Genomic DNA, 19849 nt, shown 5'->3' with positions numbered 1-19849 from the left:
CTCTTTCTGATCGGACTGAGCAAAACGCTCGGGATTGATCCGGGAGGTATCAGCCCGCGCTGTGGCCCGCAACCCTGCGGCCGCCCATGAAAACTGCGGCAAATCCAACGATCAGCACCACGACGCAGATGACGAAGAGCTGCTCATACTTGTGACCTTGAGGCAGAATCGCGGCGACGACGGCTCCCTCGCGCAAAAAATACACGCCCGCGCCGACCACGGCGGCGCCCCATGCCACAAGATAGGACCAAAGAGCCACGGGACGGTTCATGACCAGCCCGACGAAAAGCACGGGCGTCAAAAACATGCTTGCCGTTCCGCTTACGGCGACGGCATCAAACAAGGCTTGATTGCCCCAAAGCGTCAGACCGGTTCCGGCGATGGCAAAAACCGCCATGACCATGCGCCCGCCCGTCATGCTGCGCGGTGCAATGCGCAACTCCTCGACGCCGAGGCGCGCGGCGGAGGAAAGGGCCGAGTCGAGCGTCGACAGCGCGGAGACCAGCAGCGACAACATCAGCGCGGCAAAAATCGGGCCGGGAAACATAGCGGCCCATGTGCCGATAAGTTGGCCCTCATAGGCGGCGCCCATCAGGCTGGCCTGTATGCCGAACAGTCCGAATGCCAGGATACACAGCGCCGAAATCCAGAATGCATGCAGGAACGACAGCCGCGTGGTGCGCGGGTCGGCAACAAAACCGCGGTCCATCATCACCGGATCATGCGCCGGATAGGAAAACACCTGCAACGCCGCAACCACCAGCAACACCCACCCAAGATAGCCGCCGGATTGGCCCGGCGCGGTCAGCGCGGCGGACAGCGAAAATTCCGGCGACAGCAGCAACGCCACAAAGGCGACCCCAAAGACCACGAGAAACAGCAGCATCTGAACGACATCCGTCCGCAGCGCCGCCGCCAGCCCGCCCCAAGCGGAATAGGCCAGCGCAAGCACCGCCACAGCCAACACAGCCCAGACATCCGAGCCCGGCAACAGCGCAGCAAAGATGAGCCCGACCACCACGAGGTTGGCAAAGACTTCGGACAACAAGCGAAGCGCGATGACGAGGTTGTAGGTCACTCTGCCCGCTGCGCCGAACCGCGCGCCGAGCCAGTCCTGAACCGACACGGCCCCGGTGTCGCGCAGACGGCCGACGATAAATCCGCCGGTCAGGAACGAGCCGTAGTAAGCGGTGTAGGCCAGCACCCCGGCAATGCCATAGAAATATCCAAGGATTGCAGCATTCATAAGCGAGCGCGCAAAGATCCACGTGGTGACCTGGCTCAGGACCAGCGTCCAAAGACCGGGCGTGCAACCATCCGCGCCCTGCCCGCCAAAGAACCCCGCCTCCGTCACGCGTTTCGGCGCAGCCAGCAGACTCAGGGCGACAAGAACGGCGAAACCGCCAAGTATCAATATGGGAGACATAGGGACTTCCTGCGTACGAATTCCGTACCGGCTTAGCTCAGGCATGGGGGCAAAGGAACGCTGTTTCAGGCCCTTGGCGCGAACGTGACTTAGCGTCAGCCCGGCTGGGACAAGGCCTTGGCCAGTCGCGGCAAACGGGCCTTTTTCAGCAAAGCACGCATTTCCCAGTCTTTGCCGGAAAGCTGACAAGCGGTGGCCAAAACCCTGTTGCCCACGTCTGCCACCAGTTCGGGATGCGCCTGCCAGAACCCCAGCAAAAAGGCATCGGGATCGACGCGGGACAGCCCCTCTTCGGCGAGCGTGCCGCGCGGAAAGTCCGAGGCGTTCATGGTTACGATCACGTCAGCGCTGCCCGCGATGGCGGCAGCGAGCACATGCACATCCGCAGGGTCCGGCAGCCATAGCCGGCTTTCGAGCGAGGGATTCCAGGTGATCTCAGCCTTGGGCCACGCGGCACGGACCAATGCGATTTCGCCCCGCGCCTGAGGTTCGCCCGTTGGCCCCAGCTTGCGCGCGGCGCGTGCCCATTCCTCAAGAATGCGCTCCGACCATTGGGGGGTGTACAGCCCCTGCCCCGCGACGCCCAGGAGCACCTCGCGCATGACCGTAGGGAACATGACGCAGGTGTCGAGGACGGCGCGCATCTGGCTCACAGGCGGAAAACCAGCGCCTTGAGATACCCGGATTCAGCCAGTTGCGGCAGCAGAGGATGGTCCAGACCAGCGGTGCCGCTGTGCAGCAGCTGTGCCCGCCGTCCTGCACGCCCGATGCCCCGCAAGCAGGCGCCGGTAAAGGCGTTCATGTCAGCCGCATGCGAACAGGAGCACAACACAAGATAGCCGTCCTCGGCCACCAAAGGCGCGGCGAGACGCGCGATGCGCTCATAGGCACGCAGGCCCTTTTCCAACGCGGCTTTGGCCGGGGCGAACGCGGGCGGATCACAGATCACCAGCTCGAACTTGGCCTCTTCTTCTTTCATGGCTTCCAGCTGGGCAAAGGCATCGCCTTGACGCGCCTCGAACCGGTCGGTCGCGCCCATGCGCGCCGCACCTTCGGCGGCCAGCGCCAATGCCGGGGCAGAGCCGTCGACACAGATCGCCTTTGCCGCGCCACCCGCCAGCGCCGCCAGACCAAAGCCGCCAACATGGCTGAACATATCCAGCACAGACGCATCTTTCGCCAGTTTCGAGACAAAAGCATGGTTGTCGCGCTGGTCAAAGAACAGGCCGGTCTTTTGCCCGCCGGTCAGATCCGCCATGTAAATCGCGGCGTTCATTTCCACCGGCACGGCCTCGTCCGGCGCAGAGCCACGCAGCACTGCATCGGCATCATCCATCCCTTCGAGTGTACGCCCACGCCCGCCGGAATTTTTCAGCACATTCGTGACGCCCGTCACCTGCACCAAAGCGTCCGTCAGCATGTCCAGATGCGACTCAACCCATGCCGCGTTGGGCTGGATCACGCAGGTATCGCCAAAGCGATCGACGATCAGACCCGGCAGACCGTCGCCCTCGGCATGAACCAAACGGTAGTAAGGCGCATCATAAGCCCGTTCGCGCAGCGACAGCGCCTTGCTCAGGCGAATGGTGAACCAGTCAGCGTCAATGACGGCTTCCGGATCACGGTCGAGCATCCGCGCCACGATGCGGCTGGCAGTGTTGACCGCGACAGTGCCCAGCGGCGTGTGGTCGTTGTCTTCGAGCGTGGCGATGGTGCCGGGCGCGATGGCCTTGGACCGGCGGTCCATCACCAATTCATTGTCGAACACCCACGGCGAACCATGGCGGATCGCACGGGCGTTCGCCTTGGGCTTCAGTCGCAGAATGGGGCGGGCACCAACAGGTGAGGCGGAGGCTGTCATACCCCTCGCCTTACCCCGCTTTCTGCCGAGATAAAAGCGTCTCTGAACGTCTCTTTGAGGCGCTTTTGCAGAAGGTGGGATCCGTCAGTGGAATGGGTCGGGCCAATGTCTTTGCATGCCCAGCCAACAGGCCGCGCCGGAATCCGAATCTCGCAACCTAAGATACTATCCAGCGCGGCCTTCACGTCCGGCACCGTTGCGAACATCACCGCCGCATCCATGGATACTGGAGCTGGATGCATCTCGAGGAAGGCTGCTAAGGTGTCTCTACGGCGGCAAAGGCGCGAGTGTCAGCCGCCCATCTGCTCAATGGGCGCCGTCCGACCTACCGGCGACACAACCGGACAGGGCCGGCATCATCACGGCCCTGTCCTCGTGCTAACGTTCTGATCCGATGCCCGGACAACAAGCTGCAACCCCTTCAATCGCTTCTGTGTCGGGCGCGATAACGACAAAAGCAGGAAAGTTCTCACACGTCGGCATCCTTGGCCGCGCCAAGAGACGCCTTTACTGTTAGCGGTAACGGGGTTATGTTTCGCTCAAACCGGATACGGAGGCTTCGCATGACCCTCAACGACACCATTGCCCGCGTCACAGCGCGGATCGAGGACAGGTCCGCCGAGATGCGCGCCACCTATCTCGACCGCATGGCTCGCGCCGCCGACGAAGGGCCGCGCCGCGCGCATCTGACCTGCGGAAATCAGGCCCACGCCTACGCTGCCATGGGCGCTGACAAAGACAGCCTTGCAACCGAGCGCGCGCCCAACATCGGCATCATCACCGCTTACAACGATATGCTCTCGGCGCACCAGCCGTTCGAGCGTTTCCCCGATCTGATCCGAACCGCGGCCCGCAACAACGGCGCCACGGCACAGGTCGCAGGCGGGGTTCCGGCCATGTGTGACGGTGTCACCCAAGGTCAGGTCGGCATGGAGCTGTCGCTGTTTTCCCGAGACGTCATCGCGCTGGCAGCCGGGATCGGCCTCAGCCACAACGTCTTTGACGCCGCCGTTTACCTTGGCGTCTGTGACAAGATCGTTCCCGGCCTGATCATCGCCGCTGCGACGTTCGGTTATATTCCCGGCATTTTCCTGCCCGCAGGCCCCATGCCATCCGGCATTCCCAACGACGAAAAGGCCAAGGTCCGCCAGCAGTTCGCCGAAGGCCACATCGGTCGCGACGAGCTGATGAAAGCCGAAATGGCGTCCTACCATGCCGCAGGCACCTGCACGTTTTACGGCACTGCGAACACCAACCAGATGCTGATGGAATTCATGGGGCTGCATCTGCCCGGCACCTCGTTTGTGCAGCCGAACACCCCGCTACGCGATGCGCTGACCGACGCAGGGACAAAACGCGCGCTCGAGATCACCGCTCTTGGCAATGATTACCGTCCTGTCTGTGACGTGCTCGATGCCAAGGCTTTCGTGAACGGCATCGTTGGATTGATGGCGACCGGCGGCTCCACAAACCTCGTGCTGCACCTGCCTGCCATGGCCCGCGCCGCTGGCATCGCGTTGGAGGTCGAGGATTTCAACGACATTTCCGCCGTCACGCCGTTGATGGCCAAGGTGTACCCAAACGGTCTGGCCGATGTGAATCACTTCCACGCGGCGGGAGGTTTGCAATATATGATCGGCTCGCTGCTCGATGCGGGCCTGCTGCATGACGACGTGAAAACCGTGGTCGGCGAAGGTCTGTCTCCCTATGCCCAGGAACCCGTTCTGGCAGACGGCAAGCTCACGTGGCGCGACGGCCCGAAGGAGTCGCAAAACGACAGGATCCTGCGTCCGGCGTCCGATCCGTTCCAGGCCTCCGGCGGCCTCAAAGAACTGACCGGCAACCTCGGCACGGGGATGATCAAGGTCTCCGCCGTCGCACCGGAACGCCATGTGATCGAAGCCAAAGCGCGCGTTTTCCAGGATCAGGAGTCGGTCAAGACAGCCTTCAAGAACGGCGAAATCACCGAAGACACGATCTTTGTGGTCCGCTTTCAGGGACCCAAGTCCAACGGCATGCCCGAACTGCACGGGCTGACCCCCACGCTGGCAGTGCTTCAGGACCGCGGGCTCAAAGTCGCGCTCGTCACGGATGGCCGTATGTCCGGCGCATCAGGCAAAGTCCCCGCCGCCATCCACGTCTCGCCAGAGGCCGCCAATGGCGGGCCCTTGGCGCGCGTCCGGGACGGCGACATACTTCGGCTTGACGCCACAAGCGGGACACTTGACTGTCTGGCCGAAGACTTTGACCAGCGCACGCCTGCGACCGCCGATCTGACGGGAAATGGCCATGGTGTGGGCCGCGAACTCTTTGCAGCTTTCCGTGAAAATGTTGGCCTTGCCTCCAACGGCGCTGCCGTGGTGGTCTGAGCCTCCCCCGATCCTCTGCTTGAAAATACTCGAAAAGGACCCGCCCATGACGCCCCAAGACGCCAGCATCGAAAGCGAAAGACTATGTCGCCTCGCCCCGGTCATTCCGGTTCTCGTGATTGACGACGCGGCTCAGGCACGCGGTCTGGCGGAGGCGCTGGTAAAGGGCGGGCTGCCGGTACTCGAAGTCACGCTGCGCACGCCTGCCGCGCTCGACGCGATCGCCGAGATGGCAAAGGTTGAGGGCGGCATCGTCGGCGCGGGCACCCTGCTGACGCCTGATGATGTAAAACGCGCAGTGGATGCCGGCGCAAAATTCGGCGTCTCACCCGGTGCCACAGACACGATCCTCGACGCCTGCGAAGCGGCCGATCTGCCGTTGCTGCCCGGTGCCACAACCTCGTCCGAAGTCATGCGTCTGCTGGAGCGCGGCTACACCGTGCAAAAGTTCTTTCCGGCGGAGGCCAACGGCGGCGCACCGGCCCTGAAGGCCATTGGCGCTCCGATCCCGCAGGTGAAATTCTGTCCGACCGGCGGCGTCTCCATGAAAAACGTGAACGATTACCTGAGCCTGTCCAACGTCATGTGCTGCGGTGGCTCCTGGGTCGCGCCGAAGGACATGGTGGCCAAAGGCGACTGGGCCGGGATCGAGGCACTGGCCCGCGAAGCCGCCGCTCTGCCCCTTACCTGATATATCATCGCACCAACTACCAGACGCGCGCCTAAAATCGGCGCGCGTTTCCCGTTTATCACCTGACTTTTCAAAAGATCAGTCTCGCGGACGCGACCGCCATCCGCCACGCCGCTTTGGCTTTGTCATGCCTTCGAGACCTTCGCGCAGCACCTGCGTCATCGGATGCCCTTCGTCGCCGTAACGCTCCAAAAGCACTTCGATCAGGACCTTGGTGTCTGCATCCACCGGCACCGACAGCGCCCAGTCGAGAAAAATGGACCGGCATTCGCCCAGCGTGATACCATCAATGCGGTAGGATTCCCGAACCAGCCCCTTGGGGTCTGCGTCGCTCATGTCTGTTTCCCTTCCGGCAAGGCCGCGTCAATGCTCGCCGCAGCGGCGCTCGCGTGATCCTGCAATGCTTCACGCATCTGGTCCATGTCGTCTTGTCCCAACAGGCGCAACAAAAAGGAACACCCGCCGCCGCCAAGGTCCTCGGGCTCCAGGGGTTTCTCGCTCACCAACTGTGCGCCGATCTGTAGCGCCCAGGCCAGTTCATACGCCGCCACCAAAGCCGCACTGTCCAGCCAATCGCAACCGTGCAAAGCGCGCGGCGTCTGCCGCACGGCCTTGCCCGACAAAAGCGACGCGGCCTGCGCCATCAGGTCAATCTCCTGCATTTTTCCCGGCCCGATCTTGGCACTCCACGGGCCACCCGTTCCCTTGGCCGCGCGAATACGGCTGAGCATTTCGGCCACGGCCGTGAGAACCTCTTCCTTGTCGCGCGGTGCCGACAGGATCTCGCGGCGGAACGCCTCGACATCCTCTGCCAGGTCGCCCGGACCCGCAACAACGCGCGCCCGCGTCAAAGCGAGGTGCTCCCAGGTCCATGCTTCTTCGCGCTGATAGCGCTTGAACGCGGTGAGCGACGTCGCCACCGGTCCCTGTTTGCCGGAGGGCCGCAGACGCATGTCCACCTCGTACAGCCGCCCCTCTGCCATGGGCGCGCTCATCGCCGTCACCAAGGCTTGCGTGAGCCGTGCGTAATACGTGCGCGCGGGCAACGGTCGCCGCCCGTCCGAGTTTTCTACATCAAGCGGGTCGTAGATCACGATGATATCGAGGTCAGACCGCGCGTGCAGCCGCTGCGCTCCCAGCGATCCCATGCCCACAACCACCGCACCGCGTCCCGGCGGTGTGCCATGTTTGCGCGCAAATTCCGCCTGAACCTCGGGCCAAAGGGCCGCCAGCACCGCCTCCGCCAGATCGGCATAGGCCTTTCCCGCCTCCTGCGGCCCCATCATGCCGCGCAGCAGCTGCACCCCAATACAGAAGTGCCACTCCTTGGCCCACCGACGCGACCGATCCAGCCGCGCCTCGTAATCGGCCTCGCGGGACAACGTTTCGGCCAGCTCGCCGCTCAACGCCGCGCGACCCGGCCACGGACTGAAGAAATCGCCGCCGATCACGGCATCGAAAACGCTGGAATTGCGCGCCAGATGTCGCGCCAGATCGGGCGAGGTGCCCACGATGTCCACCAGCAAATCCATCAACTGAGGATTGGCCTCGAACAGGGAAAACAATTGCACCCCGGCCGGCAACCCCTTGAGAAACCCGTCGAATGCCAGCAACGCCTCATCCGGGCGCGCGGTTTCTGCCAGCCGCCGAAGGATCTCCGGGCGCAGACGTTTCCACAAGGCGCGCGCCCTGTCGGACCGCATGCAAGGATATGTGGTCCATCGGCTGACCACTGGATTGTCCTCGAAGTGCTCCGGCACCTCACAGGGCGTTCCAGACCCGGGCGCGAAGAACCCCTCGGTCAGGTCATGCACCTCGGACAGGCGTTCAATCAGGTCCGCCTCCATGTCATCGCGCGCGACGCCCATGAGGCAGGCCAGCCGCTCCATCCCCTCGGATGAATTCGGCAAGTCATGGGTCTGCGCATCCCCCACCATCTGCACACGGTGTTCCACTTCGCGGTGGGCCCTGTAATGGTCGGTAAGCGTGCGCGCCACGTCAGGCGGTATCCACCCCTTGTCGGCCAAAGCCGCCAGTCCTGGCACCGTGCCGCGCAGCCGCAGGTCCGGATCGCGCCCCCCGGCAATCAGCTGACGCGTCTGGGTGAAGAACTCGATCTCCCGAATGCCACCACGCCCGAGCTTCATGTTATGCCCCGGAAGGGTGATCGCGCCGTGAAAGCCCTTATGCTCGCGGATGCGCAGGCGCATATCATGGGCATCCTGAATGGCGGCAAAATCCAGATGTTTGCGCCAGACAAAGGGTGTGATCGTCTCAAGGAACCGCGCGCCCGCGGCCACATCGCCGGAAGACGCCCGTGCCTTGATGAAGGCCGCGCGCTCCCACGTGCGCCCAAAGCTTTCGTAATAGCGCTCTGCCGCCTCCATGGCGATGCAGACCGGCGTGACTGACGGGTCGGGCCGCAACCGCAGGTCCGTGCGGAATACGTAGCCTTCGCCGGTCAGATCGTTGAGCATCGCCGACGCCTTGCGCGTTGCCCGAACCAGCGCGGAGCGGACCTCGTGGTAATCATCAGGATCGTAGCGCGTCTCATCGAATAGCATGATGATGTCGATGTCAGAAGAATAATTCAGCTCCCCTGCACCCATCTTGCCCATGGCCAGCGCCACCATGCCAGCGCACTCCTGCACGTCATCCTCGGTCATGCCGGGCAGCTTGCCGCGCTTGATCTCATGACCAACGGTGGCCCGCATGGCCAGTGTGGTCGCCAGATCAGCCAGCGCCGTCAGCGCCTCCGTCACTTGTTCCAACGGCCAGGCGCCGGACAGATCACACAGCGCCGTCAGCAGCGCGACACGCCTCTTGGCCTGACGCAAGGCCGATGGCAGTTGATCCGCCGCGACCTCCGGCAAGGTGTTCAACAGCGTGGAGAACGCTTTTTCCGGGTCGGGGATCGCCCCTTCGAGCCAGTCGGCTTCGCGTTGGATCAATCCGTTCAGATAGGGGCTGGAGCCACCGGTCCCTTGGATCAGCTCGGCCAGCGCACCGCTGGCCCATGGCGTGGTGGACAGTGCCTCGGCCCCGCGATCGGGGTCAAAGGCACGCGGCAGTCGGGTGATGCGTTTGCTTAAATCCATAGCGGCAAATGGACATGCCCGCCCGCCCTTGGCAAGCCCCGGCTGCCCTGCGACAACCCTTCTGCCGCAAAGAATTGTCTGCAAAAGGTGAGCCATGTCCAAAAGTCTCAAACGTGTCCGCGCTGCTATAGAGGCCGCCAGCCTAGCCTCTGATATCCGCGAAGTCGACAAGGCCCGCACTGCACAGGAGGCCGCCGACACCGTCGGGTGTCACCTTGATCAGATCGCCAAATCCATCATCTTTCGCGCGGAAACATCGGGCGAGGCGGTGCTGTTCCTGACCGCTGGCGGCAATCGGGTCAGTGCCGAAAAGGCCGCCATGGTGGCGGGTGAGCCGCTGGGCAAGGCCGACGCGGCGCTGATCCGGGCACAAACGGGTTTTGCCATCGGAGGTGTCTCGCCATTGGGACACCTGAACCCGATCCGCGCGTGGCTGGACCCGCGCTTGCTGGAGTTCGAGGTGGTCTGGGCCGCCGCAGGTACACCGCGCCACCTGTTTGACATGCCGCCGACAGTGCTGATGACTTTGACCGGTGCGCAGACTGCCGATTTCACCGAATAGAGCGCAAATTCGCCTCCGCCCACTTGCTGAGGCGCAATTTACCTGTTGGTTTTCATATAAGCCATCAGTTTTCGAGGCCTCAATATCCCGTCTTACCCATTGGTACTAAATGCTTTTTAACTTAAACCGACGGCTAATGTAAAAAACATTCACATCATCACTTGAAAGACCGCCGGACAATCCCGATCTCCTATAATGTGAAACGCATTCACATTGAAACACAAACGGAGACACACATGACCACCGCCGCATATCAGTCCACTCTGCCCGCCAACGCCGGCTGGCTCACCCGGACCGAGGCTTGGCTGGATCACAAGGGCAAAGCTGCCTGGATCGCGGCCATGGTACTTGGGTTCATTATTTTCTGGCCCGTGGGCGCTGCCCTTCTGGCATATATGATCTGGAGTAAACGCATGTTTGGCAAAGGCTGCAATCGCACCGCACGCACCCCCAGTCGTCACACCGCCTGGTCGGCGATGAAACCTTCTGGCAACAGCGCCTTTGACGCCTACAAGGCCGATACGCTGCAGCGCCTTCAAAACGAGCAGGAAGCCTTTGAGGCCTTCCTGGAGCGTCTGCGCGAAGCCAAGGACAAAACCGAATTCGACCAGTTCATGGAGGACCGCGAAAAGCGCGCCGCCGAGATGGCAAAAGACACAGAAGCTGCCTAAATTGACTTGACGGGTGGGGCTGATGACGGCCCTGCCCCCACGCCTGATCCGAGGGACATAATCATGTACTACGAACCCACCAGCCATTTGCCCGACCCAGAGCGACAGGCCGGGTTCTACGAAGGCGTCACCGCAAAGCGCGGCGTCGCATGGGTGGCCGATATCATTCTCATCGGCATTGTGACCGCCGTCATCAGCACCGTTACGATTGTCGGGTTGTTTTTCATCCCCGTTATCTGGCTGGTGGTTGGTTTTCTCTATCGCTGGATGACGATCTCTGGTGGGTCTGCCACGTGGGGGATGCGCCTGATGGCGATTGAGCTGCGCGACGCCGAAGGGATGCGGCTCAGCCCGGTTCAGGCCATGCTGCATGTCCTCGGCTATATGGTCGCCATGTCCATGGTGATTGTTCAGATCGGATCGGTGATCTTGATGTTCGTCGATGAGCGTGGCCGCGGGCTGACCGATATGGTGCTGGGCACCGTCATGCTGAATCGTCGCGCTTGAGCTTTGGAACTCTCTAAAAACCGCTGCGTTGGTCCGGCAGCCGTTAACTCTATGTACAGAAAGGCCCCCATCACGGGGCCTTCTGGCGTTCAGAGGGGTTGGCGGCGCACCGCTTCGTTGTTACCGTTTCGTTAAACAGGTTCGGATAAGCCAAGACCATGCGCCATTCGCTGCCCCTCGCTCCGCAGTTCTATGTCACAGCTCCACAGCCCTGCCCCTACTTGGATGGCCGGATGGAGCGGAAATTGTTCACCGCTCTGCAAGGCGATACCGCGCAGAAACTGAACGATTCCCTCTCCAAACAGGGGTTTCGCCGGTCACAGAACGTGCTTTACCGCCCGTCGTGCGCGGAGTGCTCTGCCTGCATGTCGGCGCGCATCGACGTGTGCAAATTCGTGGCGACGCGCTCGCAAAAACGCACCCTGAAGAAAAACACCCATCTGGAACGGCGCGCGACCTCTCCCTGGGCGACGGAAGAGCAGTACAACCTTTTCCGCCGCTATCTGGACACCCGCCATGCGGATGGCGGCATGGCGGATATGGATGTGTTCGAATTCGCGGCCATGGTCGAAGAAACGCCGATCCGGTCCCGCGTCGTCGAGTATCTCGACCGTGAAAGCGGCGCGCTGATCGCCACCTGCCTGACGGATATGCTCGATGACGGGCTGTCGATGGTGTATTCGTTCTACGATCCTGAACATCAGAAAAACTCTCTGGGCACCTGGATGATCCTTGACCACATCGCCATCGCGCAGGAAACCGGCCTGCCCTATGTTTACCTTGGTTACTGGGTGCCCGGATCGGAAAAGATGGGGTACAAGGCGCAGTTCTCCGGGCTGGAAATCTATCATCGCGGTCAATGGCAGGCGTTGGACAAACCCGAAGATTTCGAGGAAGACACGCACCCTCTGTCCACTGCGCCCATTGCCGAACAGGTTGCCAATATCTCCATCCCCAACAGTCGCAGCTGACATCTGGCAAATGGCGCTTTGTCCCGATGAAGTAGCAACTGCCGCCATTCGGAAAACGACACTGCGGACCGCGCAACTCATTCGCAGATAGGTGTTGGTGGCGGTTGTCATCAACCTTCCTGGATGAGCAGCTGACCACAGTTCGGGACCGTGACAAATCGTCCGTTGAGCCATGCGCAGTCAGGGGGCCTTCATCCACCTGCGAACGCTGTAACGTGGCTCGCTATAATCGTGCCCCCTCCGGCGAGGTTTGCCCGTCTCCCCGAAACGGCTGACTGCTTGCCTGCGTTTCGAGGGCGCGGACACCCAAGCGCAGGACAAATTGCAGCGGCGCTGTCCCGGTCATAATCGCGCCGCGCTAAACGGCTTTCCCCAAACGCATAGGAACCCTGGCCATGACAGTGGCCAAGATGCGAAAAGGGCGCGCCCTATGGCACGCCCTCCTCATCCGCAACTGCGCCTTGTCTCAGCCGCCAAGAAGATTCGGCACGATGGTTACAATTCCCGGGAACAGCGCAAGCAACAGCAGCCCGAACACCTGGATCAACACGAATGGGATCACGCCGCGATAGATGTGGCCAGTGGTAACCTCCTTGGGCGCAACGCCGCGCAGGTAGAACAGCGCGAAACCAAAGGGCGGTGTCAGGAAAGACGTTTGCAGGTTCACCGCGATCATGATCGTCACCCACTTCGGGTCAAAATGCGCCCCGTAGATCACCGGCCCGACGATGGGCACCACGATGTAGATGATCTCAAGGAAATCCAGCACGAAACCCAGAACAAACAGCACGATCATCACGATGATGAACACCGTCCAGACATTGTCAAAGCTGCGCAGGAAGTCCTGAATGTAGTGCTCCCCCCCAAACGAAATCACCACCAGGTTCAAAAGCTGCGAGGCGATCAGGATGGTGAACACCATCGAGGTCACCTTGGCTGTCTCCCGCACCGCTGGTGTCAGAACACCGGCCTTGAACAAGACCCAGCAGCTGAACAGCAACCCAAACAGCGCATAAAGCCACAGGGCATTGGCAAAGAAGAAGGCAATCCAGCTTTCTGCGCTGACGCTCTCTGTATTGATGCGCAGGTCAAAGTTCACGCCCACCAGGATCAGCAGCACCACGGCCAACGTGGACCACAAGATCACCTTGGGCGAGCGGTCCTCTTCGGCCAATCTGCGATACGCTGCCAGCATGATCGCCCCCGCCGCACCCAGTGCCGCAGCAGGCGTCGGGTTGGTGATGCCGCCAAGGATGGACCCAAGCACAGCAACAATCAGGATCAGCGGTGGGAAGACGACGCGCAACAGTTCGTTCCTAGACAGGATGCCCATGGCAAAGATGACGCCATAGAGCGTGATCGCCCATGGAATCAGCATCGCGATCACGGTTGCCCCGGAGGACGTGGTCGGCGCAATGAACAGCCAATCAACCAGCAGCCCGAGCACCAGACCAGCGGCACCGATCTGCAACCGACGCGGATTGGCCGACGGTGACACCCCCCGCGCAAAGGCCAGGATCAGGCCAAAGATCACCGTCAACGTGGCAATTCCCAGACCAATCGGCGCAGCGACGGCGATTTTTGCGGTGCGGAGCGCTTCGATCTGCTCGGCGCTGCGCGCAACGCTTTGCTGAACGCCGCCGGACGCTTCGATCGCCGCCTGCTCTGCAACGGCGGCATCCCACGCGATTTGCCCGTGGAGCTCGATCATCGACTCCTGACACTGCGGCGACACCTGAGTGCGCAATGAGGCAGACTCGCTTTGATCGGAAAAGCTGGAAACGTCGGTTGCCTGTGTGCCCACCAGACCAATCTGGCCCAGCAGGACCGCAACCACGATCAGCGCGACCGGAACCCCTAGCAACCATGTGAACGCTTCGCCCCGCGTTACAGGCTCGCTTGTCGAGGTGCCCAATTCCACGGCTGGTGCTTTTTCAGGGTTCAGCATCGCGTAGCCAAACGCGTAGGCCGCATAAAGCCCCGCCAACAGGATGCCCGGCACCAGCGCCGCCTGGAACAGCGTCCCGACAGAGACCACCGCCGGTTTTCCCAGGTAGGTCAGCGCATCTGTACAACCCGCCAGAACAGCACGCTCTTCCTGAGCTGCCGAATACAAATCCCCCGCCAGGGTGCCCAGCAGAACGATCACGATGGACGGCGGAATGATCTGCCCCAAGGTTCCGGACGCCGCAATCACACCTGTGGCCAGTTCCGGCGAATAGTTGTTGCGCAGCATGGTGGGCAAAGCCAACAGACCCATTGTCACCACGGTCGCGCCCACGATCCCGGTCGAAGCAGCAAGGAAAGCACCGACCACAACGATGGACACGGCCAGACCGCCAGGCAGCGGGCCAAAGACCCGGGCCATCGTGGTCAGCAGATCGTTCGCGATCTTTGAGCGTTCCAGCACGATCCCCATCAAGACGAACATCAGAACCGCCAGCAGCGTCTCGATGCTTTGGCCCGCAATGACGCGCTCGTTGATGCGATTCACGATGAATGACAGGTTGCGGTCCATGGCGTATTCCCAGCCACGCGGGAAAAGCGCCTGATCAAGGCGCGGCAGGTCCGGGTAGCGAAAGACCGAAATGGCCTTTTCCGGAACGCCGCCGGCGATCAGCGCGCTGTAGGCATCCGACGATTGGTCGATGGCCTGATGGATCAGCAAACCCGCGCTGTCGAGCGCGGCAATGATGCCAAAGGAAATGATCCCGGCGCCGCCAATGGCAAACGCCACAGGAAAACCCGAAAGGATCGCGGAAAAAAGCGTGAGAAAGACGATAATCAGGCCGATCTCGACGCCATCAAGTCCAAACAACATCTGTGTCAGCCTTTCAGAATTCTGCGTGGTCGTAGGGCTCTTCGCCCTGTTCCAGCACGTCTTGGTCGAGGTGCTTTCCCTCGCTCGTAGGCCCTTCTTTCCATTCAAGGAACGAGCGGTAGAAGAACGCCCAGGCCTGAATGAAGATCAGGGCAATCATGAGCACCATGAGCATCTTGAACAGGAAGTAGCCGTTAAAGCCGTTGGGCGAAAAACCGATGGTCTCGACGTTCCAGCGCAAGGCGCGCGCCTTCATCACCAGACGGTCAAGTTCTTCGGAGGCGGACGGGTTCGGTACAATCAGCGACCGCCACATAAAGAACCATGTGTACATCCAGATCAGCACCGCCATCGGCACCATGAATATCATCGCGCCAATCATGTCGATCACCCGCTTGGCACGGAAGGAGATGGCGGAATACACCAGATCGACCCGCACATGCCCGCCTTGGATAAAGGTGTAGGTCAGGCAGAGCGTCACCACCATGGCATTGAAGAGCTTCAGCTCTTCGGCATACCAAGAGATGTCGAACTGCAACGGCAGACCAAATCCGAACACGATATCCGGCCGGGTAAAGATCCGCTGCATGAAGACGATGATCACCTGCTGCACCACCATCAGCAAACCGGCCCAGGCAAAGAAGCGCCCGATGGTGTTGCCGATGAATTCCAACCCCACAACGACTCCCCACAGGAACCGGTTCGACCAGATCCCGATCAGGAAGATGACAAGAAACGCGGTAAAGCAGATGAAGAAGAATTCCGACGACGCGCCATAATAGATGAAGGTCATCAGCGATTGCTTCGCCTCGGTAGAGCCGTCCCAGGCGATCCACTGAAACGCGTTGACCATGGGCGTCTCGCCCTCGGCCAATGTGGGCTGCCAGCCCGTAACGGCCGTGAACAGCCCGACAAGGGCCATCCAGATCCCCTGCAGGATGTGTACGATCGCCATGACCATCTCGGTCGCAATCCACACGATCAGGTTCTGCGAGCCTGTCTCGTCCATGTTTTCCCCCGCTTATGCCGGTTGCCCCGTTCGCATTGTTCGTGGTGAGTGCTTGCCCTGTCCCTAAAGGTCGCCAAGGCTCACCTCACGGCGAAAAGGCCCCCACCTTGGGGGCCTTCCATATGTTTAGATCAAGATTACTGACCCAGAACGCGGACGCGCTGCTCAACGTAGAAGTTGTCCGACTTGTTGATCCACGAGGCAGAGTTCGCCAGAGACTCCTCAAAGGAGGTGCGGATCTTGGCGAAGAGCTCGTCATTCATGTTCTCGTCCATGACCTCCTTGGAGGCCGCGCCGAATGCGTCCCACACATCGTCGGAGAACTGCAGCGTCTTGACGCCTTGGCTTTGCAGGCGGGCCAGCGCGGCACCGTTGTTGGCCAGCGTTTCGGCCAGCTGGTAGTGGGTGGTCGCCATGGAGGCGTAGCGCATGATCGCCTGCTGCTGCGGCGTCAGGTCATTCCAGACATCAAGGTTGACGTTCGCGGACAGCGCAGAGCCCGGCTCGTGGAAACCGGCGGTGTAATAGATCTTCGCCACTTCCTGAAAGCCCGCGCGTTCATCGGCCATCGGGCCAACCCACTCCAGACCGTCCAGCGCGCCCGAGGACAGCGCCTGATACAGCTCCCCGCCGGGAATGTTCTGAACCGACGCGCCGAGTTTGCCCAAAACCTGACCACCAAGCCCCGGCATCCGGAATTTCAGGCCGTTGAAGTCATCAGCGGACTTGATCTCGTTGCGGAACCACCCCCCGGACTGGGAGCCGGAGTTGCCCGCATTCAGGCCCTTCATGTTGAAGATCATGCCCAGTTCGTCATGCAGTTCTTCGCCGCCGCCGTGGTAGTACCAGTTTGTCACTTCCTGCGCGGTGCCGCCGAACGGAACGGCCGTAAAGAACGCATAGCCAGGGTGCTGACCAACGAAGTAGTAGTCGGCGGAATGGTACATGTCAGCCTGGCCAGAGGACACGGCGTCAAAGACTTCCAGCGCGCCCACCAGCTCGCCCGGGGCTTTTTTATCGATGGTCAGATTGCCATCGGACATCTCGGACACCATCTGCTCCAGATAGGTCGCGGCGTCATCGAGAACGGCGAAGCCGCGCGGCCACGAGGTGACCATGGTCAAAGTACGTTTGCCCTGCGCGTAGGCGGGCGCCGCCAGAGTGGAGGCAGCAGCAGCACCCGCGCCAACAGTCGAGGCGCGCAGGAAAGAACGACGATCCATATGGAATCCTCCCAGATTCGTTAACTTGCGCAAAGCTCCCCACCTTGCGCGGTTCCTTGAAAGTCCGGGAACCGTAGAAAACGTGTCCGACCATGGGAATACCCACTGCTACGGAGACGGAGCGCTTTTTTGACCGAAATATAGATGAAAAAATGTTTTGAGCGTGTATTCCGCCCTAGGAACTCTTCTTAAGGCGTGCAGCCATGCTGTCTTGCGCCATTTCTGCGGTGACCCAATCCAACAGCGACCGGACCTCGGGTCGTGTCAGTTTCTGAGCCGGGCCGCACAGGCGATAGCTTTCCCCACTGCGCAGCGCCCCCGGTTCGACCCGTTCCAACTGTCCTGTCTCTATCATATGTCGGACGGACCGCATTTCGGCCAGGGCGACGCCCTGCCCGGTCAGCGCGCCGGTCAGCGCCGCTTCGGGGTCGCCCAGCCGCAAACCGCCAAGCTGCGCCGGACGTCCCAGCTTCAGCACGCCTTCGATAAAAGCAGGCCAAAGATCACGATGATCGTGCAACAGATGCACCCCCGCAAAACCGCGCCCCTGGGCCAGAACACCGGGTTTGGCCACGGCGACGATCTCTGACGGGAACAGCGCCGCGCCTATCGGCACCAGACCGGCAGGCGGCTCTCCGGCGGTCAGCACCAGATCCGCCTCCGCGTCCTCAAGGGTTGTGACTTCGAGGGTCAGACCCGGCTGGGCCGCCAGCAGCAGATCGCGGCGCGGGTCCAGCCACCCCACCGCAAGGTCACCGGGTATCGCCAGCCGCACCGGCAGGTCCTCTTCATGCAAAGACGCCACCGCATCTTCCATGTGTTCAAAGGCCCGCTGCATCCGCGCATGCATCCGCCATCCCGAGCGGGTCAGCCGCACGCCGCGTGGATGGCGCTCGAACAGCTCCGTACGGAGCTTTTCTTCCAACCCGCGCACGTGTTGCCCGACGGCCCCCTGAGATACACCAATCTCTTCGGCGGCTGCCCGAAAACTGCCCAGACGCCCTGCTGCCTCAAATGCGCGCAGGCCGTTTAATGGCAGGTGTTCCAGTCCGGTCAGCATCGGGCGTTCTCGCAAAAGCGTCATGGTCCTTGCTACAGGCTACAGCAGATGGCGTTCATGCAGCAACATCAACACGGTATTCACAAGACGATAGCACAGCTACTGGCTGCGTCCCGCATTTTAACAATGCAAACACCCTCTTTCGCCGCGGCCGGCAACCTGATTTGATGTCCCGATGTCGCGCTTTCACCGCCTGTGGCTCACCTATGGCCAGAAAATGTTCCTGCTCGCCTCACTGCCGCTGATCCTGGCGGTGACGGCCATTGCGTTGCTCGTGGCCTTTCAGGCCCGCAGTTTGGCGGAACGGGAAATTCGCGGGCTGGAAACGCAATTGATCGAGGCCAAGAAACGAGAGCTGCGCAATTACGTCACGCAGGCGCGCAACGGGTTTTATTTCATCTACGGCTCCGCCGGGCCGGACAACGAGGCCGCCAAAGAGCGGGTCATGCAGATCCTGTCAGCGATGATCTATGGCGAAGACGGGTTCTTCTTTGTGTATGATTATGACGGTGTGAATCTCGTCTCTCCTCGGCAGACCGAGCTTATCAACACCAATCAATGGGACCGCACGGACAGCGAGGGGACGCGCGTCGTCCAGGACTTCATCGCCACCGCGCGCGAGGGTGCGGGCTACGTCGAACATCTCTGGCCCAAACCCACCACCGGCGAAGAGGCCCGGATGATCACCTATGTGACCTCATTCCCTTCGTGGCGATGGGCCGTCGGCACCGGGGTCTTCATCGACGATGTGCTGCGCACCGTCGCCGCCACCCGGGCCGAGACTGAGACCCGCGTGCGCCGCACTTTCTTGTGGATCGGCGCAATTGCCCTGGGTTCGCTGCTGCTGGTGTTCCTGTCCGGACTTGTCATCAATATCCGGGAACGACGGCTGGCAGATGCCAAGCTGAAAGAGCTGACCCAGCGTGTGCTGGACGCCCAGGAGGAAGAGCGCGGGCGCGTTGCCCGCGAGCTGCACGACGGCATCAGCCAATTGCTTGTCGGAATAAAATACGCCCTCGACATCGCCCGGCGGAGACTGGCAAGCGGCGATCCCCGGGCGCAGGATACGCTGGACTCCGGGGTCACCAATCTTGCGACCGCCATTCAGGAGGTCCGCCGCATCTCGCGCGATTTGCGGCCCGGCATCCTGGACGACCTTGGCCTTGGGCCCGCGTTAAAGGCGCTGACCGACGACTTTCGCACACGCACGGGCATCGACACGCAGTTCGAGACGGTCGTCTTCAGCAACCGCCTGAGCCAGGAGGCGAAAATCGCGCTGTACCGCATTGCCCAGGAAGCGCTGACCAATGTGGAACGGCATGCCGGTGCCACGGAGGTCCGCCTTGACCTGCGCGGCCATCGCAGTGGCGCGACCATGTGGATCGCCGACAACGGATGCGGCCTTGATGACCGCGCGCGTCCGCTCAAGGGGATTGGCCTGCGAAACATGCAGGAGCGTATTGATCAACTCGGCGGCACGCTGCGTGTGCATTCCACAAGGACGGGAACCGTGGTAGAAGCTCAGGTTCCCTTGACCCAACTGTTGCCGCCCGAGTAAGAGACCCCCAGCAAAAAGAGGC

16 protein-coding genes are annotated in these 19849 nt (G+C 61.5%); 7 read left to right on the top strand and 9 right to left on the bottom strand.

Going from position 1 to position 19849, the window contains the following annotated elements; genetic code table 11:
- Nucleotides 1-49 precede the first annotated feature (49 nt).
- From J4E08_RS03515 to J4E08_RS03505, 3 genes are all read right to left on the bottom strand, one after another.
- Entirely contained in the window at nucleotides 50-1426 is a 1377-nt protein-coding gene (locus J4E08_RS03515; protein WP_349537304.1) for a sodium:solute symporter family transporter, read from the bottom strand.
- Nucleotides 1427-1521: 95 nt separating this feature from the next.
- Nucleotides 1522-2070 carry an RSP_2648 family PIN domain-containing protein gene (locus J4E08_RS03510; RefSeq protein WP_183964967.1) on the bottom strand — a complete coding sequence of 183 codons (549 nt, stop codon included), beginning with the start codon at nucleotides 2068-2070 and terminating at the stop codon, nucleotides 1522-1524.
- A 5-nt stretch (nucleotides 2071-2075) separates the two neighbouring features.
- Nucleotides 2076-3287 carry an RSP_2647 family RNA methyltransferase gene (locus tag J4E08_RS03505; RefSeq protein WP_349537303.1) on the bottom strand — a complete coding sequence of 404 codons (1212 nt, stop codon included), beginning with the start codon at nucleotides 3285-3287 and terminating at the stop codon, nucleotides 2076-2078.
- 563 nt (nucleotides 3288-3850) lie between these two features.
- Here J4E08_RS03505 and edd point away from each other — a divergent pair.
- Both edd and eda read left to right on the top strand, forming a co-directional pair.
- Entirely contained in the window at nucleotides 3851-5656 is a 1806-nt protein-coding gene (edd, locus tag J4E08_RS03500) for a phosphogluconate dehydratase (protein WP_349537302.1), read from the top strand.
- A gap of 46 nt (nucleotides 5657-5702) precedes the next feature.
- Nucleotides 5703-6347, top strand: a complete 645-nt coding sequence (gene eda / locus J4E08_RS03495) for a bifunctional 4-hydroxy-2-oxoglutarate aldolase/2-dehydro-3-deoxy-phosphogluconate aldolase (RefSeq protein WP_349537301.1) — start codon at nucleotides 5703-5705, stop codon at nucleotides 6345-6347.
- 78 nt (nucleotides 6348-6425) lie between these two features.
- Here eda and J4E08_RS03490 read toward each other — a convergent pair whose 3' ends face one another.
- Entirely contained in the window at nucleotides 6426-6683 is a 258-nt protein-coding gene (locus J4E08_RS03490) for a hypothetical protein (protein WP_183964629.1), read from the bottom strand.
- The gene (locus J4E08_RS03485) at nucleotides 6680-9445 is read right to left on the bottom strand and encodes a [protein-PII] uridylyltransferase family protein (RefSeq protein ID WP_349537300.1); all 2766 of its coding nucleotides are present in this window, start codon (nucleotides 9443-9445) and stop codon (nucleotides 6680-6682) included. The genes J4E08_RS03490 and J4E08_RS03485 overlap by 4 nt, the downstream gene beginning before the upstream one ends.
- Nucleotides 9446-9539: 94 nt before the next feature.
- On the opposite strand from J4E08_RS03485, the gene J4E08_RS03480 reads away from it, so the two are divergent.
- From J4E08_RS03480 to J4E08_RS03465, 4 genes are all read left to right on the top strand, one after another.
- Nucleotides 9540-10007: a YbaK/EbsC family protein gene (locus J4E08_RS03480; RefSeq protein WP_349537299.1), complete on the top strand. Its 468-nt coding sequence runs from the start codon at nucleotides 9540-9542 to the stop codon at nucleotides 10005-10007.
- A 236-nt stretch (nucleotides 10008-10243) separates the two neighbouring features.
- The gene (locus J4E08_RS03475) at nucleotides 10244-10678 is read left to right on the top strand and encodes a DUF2852 domain-containing protein (RefSeq protein ID WP_349537298.1); all 435 of its coding nucleotides are present in this window, start codon (nucleotides 10244-10246) and stop codon (nucleotides 10676-10678) included.
- A gap of 63 nt (nucleotides 10679-10741) precedes the next feature.
- Nucleotides 10742-11185, top strand: coding sequence for an RDD family protein (locus J4E08_RS03470; protein WP_183964624.1), 444 nt, complete (start codon nucleotides 10742-10744; stop codon nucleotides 11183-11185).
- A 158-nt stretch (nucleotides 11186-11343) separates the two neighbouring features.
- Entirely contained in the window at nucleotides 11344-12156 is an 813-nt protein-coding gene (locus tag J4E08_RS03465; protein WP_349537297.1) for an arginyltransferase, read from the top strand.
- Nucleotides 12157-12622: 466 nt separating this feature from the next.
- Here J4E08_RS03465 and J4E08_RS03460 read toward each other — a convergent pair whose 3' ends face one another.
- From J4E08_RS03460 to J4E08_RS03445, 4 genes are all read right to left on the bottom strand, one after another.
- A complete protein-coding gene (locus J4E08_RS03460; RefSeq protein WP_349537296.1) occupies nucleotides 12623-14977 on the bottom strand; it encodes a TRAP transporter large permease in 2355 nt (784 codons plus the stop codon).
- A 13-nt stretch (nucleotides 14978-14990) separates the two neighbouring features.
- Complete coding sequence (locus tag J4E08_RS03455; protein WP_349537455.1) at nucleotides 14991-15830, bottom strand: TRAP transporter small permease subunit; 840 nt, start codon at nucleotides 15828-15830, stop codon at nucleotides 14991-14993.
- Nucleotides 15831-16123: 293 nt separating this feature from the next.
- Nucleotides 16124-17209: a TRAP transporter substrate-binding protein gene (locus tag J4E08_RS03450; RefSeq protein ID WP_349537295.1), complete on the bottom strand. Its 1086-nt coding sequence runs from the start codon at nucleotides 17207-17209 to the stop codon at nucleotides 16124-16126.
- Between the two features lie 175 nt (nucleotides 17210-17384).
- Nucleotides 17385-18293: a LysR family transcriptional regulator gene (locus J4E08_RS03445; protein ID WP_349537294.1), complete on the bottom strand. Its 909-nt coding sequence runs from the start codon at nucleotides 18291-18293 to the stop codon at nucleotides 17385-17387.
- 151 nt (nucleotides 18294-18444) lie between these two features.
- Between J4E08_RS03445 and J4E08_RS03440 the strand changes: the two genes are divergently transcribed.
- Nucleotides 18445-19827: a cache domain-containing protein gene (locus tag J4E08_RS03440; RefSeq protein ID WP_349537293.1), complete on the top strand. Its 1383-nt coding sequence runs from the start codon at nucleotides 18445-18447 to the stop codon at nucleotides 19825-19827.
- The last annotated feature ends 22 nt before the right edge of the window (nucleotides 19828-19849 follow it).

The sequence above is a fragment of the Sagittula sp. NFXS13 genome (assembly GCF_040148795.1).
GTDB lineage: Bacteria > Pseudomonadota > Alphaproteobacteria > Rhodobacterales > Rhodobacteraceae > Sagittula > Sagittula marina.
Note: the sequence above shows the minus strand (reverse complement) of the source record. Positions and strands in the feature narration are given on the sequence as shown.

Bases quoted from the DNA above. Each gene is read 5' to 3' on its own strand.
- J4E08_RS03515 (WP_349537304.1), bottom strand. From the start codon at position 1,426: ATGTCTCCCATATTGATACTTGGCGGTTTCGCCGTTCTTGTCGCCCTG.
- J4E08_RS03510 (WP_183964967.1), bottom strand. From the start codon at position 2,070: ATGCGCGCCGTCCTCGACACCTGCGTCATGTTCCCTACGGTCATGCGC.
- J4E08_RS03505 (WP_349537303.1), bottom strand. From the start codon at position 3,287: ATGACAGCCTCCGCCTCACCTGTTGGTGCCCGCCCCATTCTGCGACTG.
- edd (WP_349537302.1), top strand. From the start codon at position 3,851: ATGACCCTCAACGACACCATTGCCCGCGTCACAGCGCGGATCGAGGAC.
- eda (WP_349537301.1), top strand. From the start codon at position 5,703: ATGACGCCCCAAGACGCCAGCATCGAAAGCGAAAGACTATGTCGCCTC.
- J4E08_RS03490 (WP_183964629.1), bottom strand. From the start codon at position 6,683: ATGAGCGACGCAGACCCCAAGGGGCTGGTTCGGGAATCCTACCGCATT.
- J4E08_RS03485 (WP_349537300.1), bottom strand. From the start codon at position 9,445: ATGGATTTAAGCAAACGCATCACCCGACTGCCGCGTGCCTTTGACCCC.
- J4E08_RS03480 (WP_349537299.1), top strand. From the start codon at position 9,540: ATGTCCAAAAGTCTCAAACGTGTCCGCGCTGCTATAGAGGCCGCCAGC.
- J4E08_RS03475 (WP_349537298.1), top strand. From the start codon at position 10,244: ATGACCACCGCCGCATATCAGTCCACTCTGCCCGCCAACGCCGGCTGG.
- J4E08_RS03470 (WP_183964624.1), top strand. From the start codon at position 10,742: ATGTACTACGAACCCACCAGCCATTTGCCCGACCCAGAGCGACAGGCC.
- J4E08_RS03465 (WP_349537297.1), top strand. From the start codon at position 11,344: ATGCGCCATTCGCTGCCCCTCGCTCCGCAGTTCTATGTCACAGCTCCA.
- J4E08_RS03460 (WP_349537296.1), bottom strand. From the start codon at position 14,977: ATGTTGTTTGGACTTGATGGCGTCGAGATCGGCCTGATTATCGTCTTT.
- J4E08_RS03455 (WP_349537455.1), bottom strand. From the start codon at position 15,830: ATGGTCAACGCGTTTCAGTGGATCGCCTGGGACGGCTCTACCGAGGCG.
- J4E08_RS03450 (WP_349537295.1), bottom strand. From the start codon at position 17,209: ATGGATCGTCGTTCTTTCCTGCGCGCCTCGACTGTTGGCGCGGGTGCT.
- J4E08_RS03445 (WP_349537294.1), bottom strand. From the start codon at position 18,293: ATGACGCTTTTGCGAGAACGCCCGATGCTGACCGGACTGGAACACCTG.
- J4E08_RS03440 (WP_349537293.1), top strand. From the start codon at position 18,445: ATGTCGCGCTTTCACCGCCTGTGGCTCACCTATGGCCAGAAAATGTTC.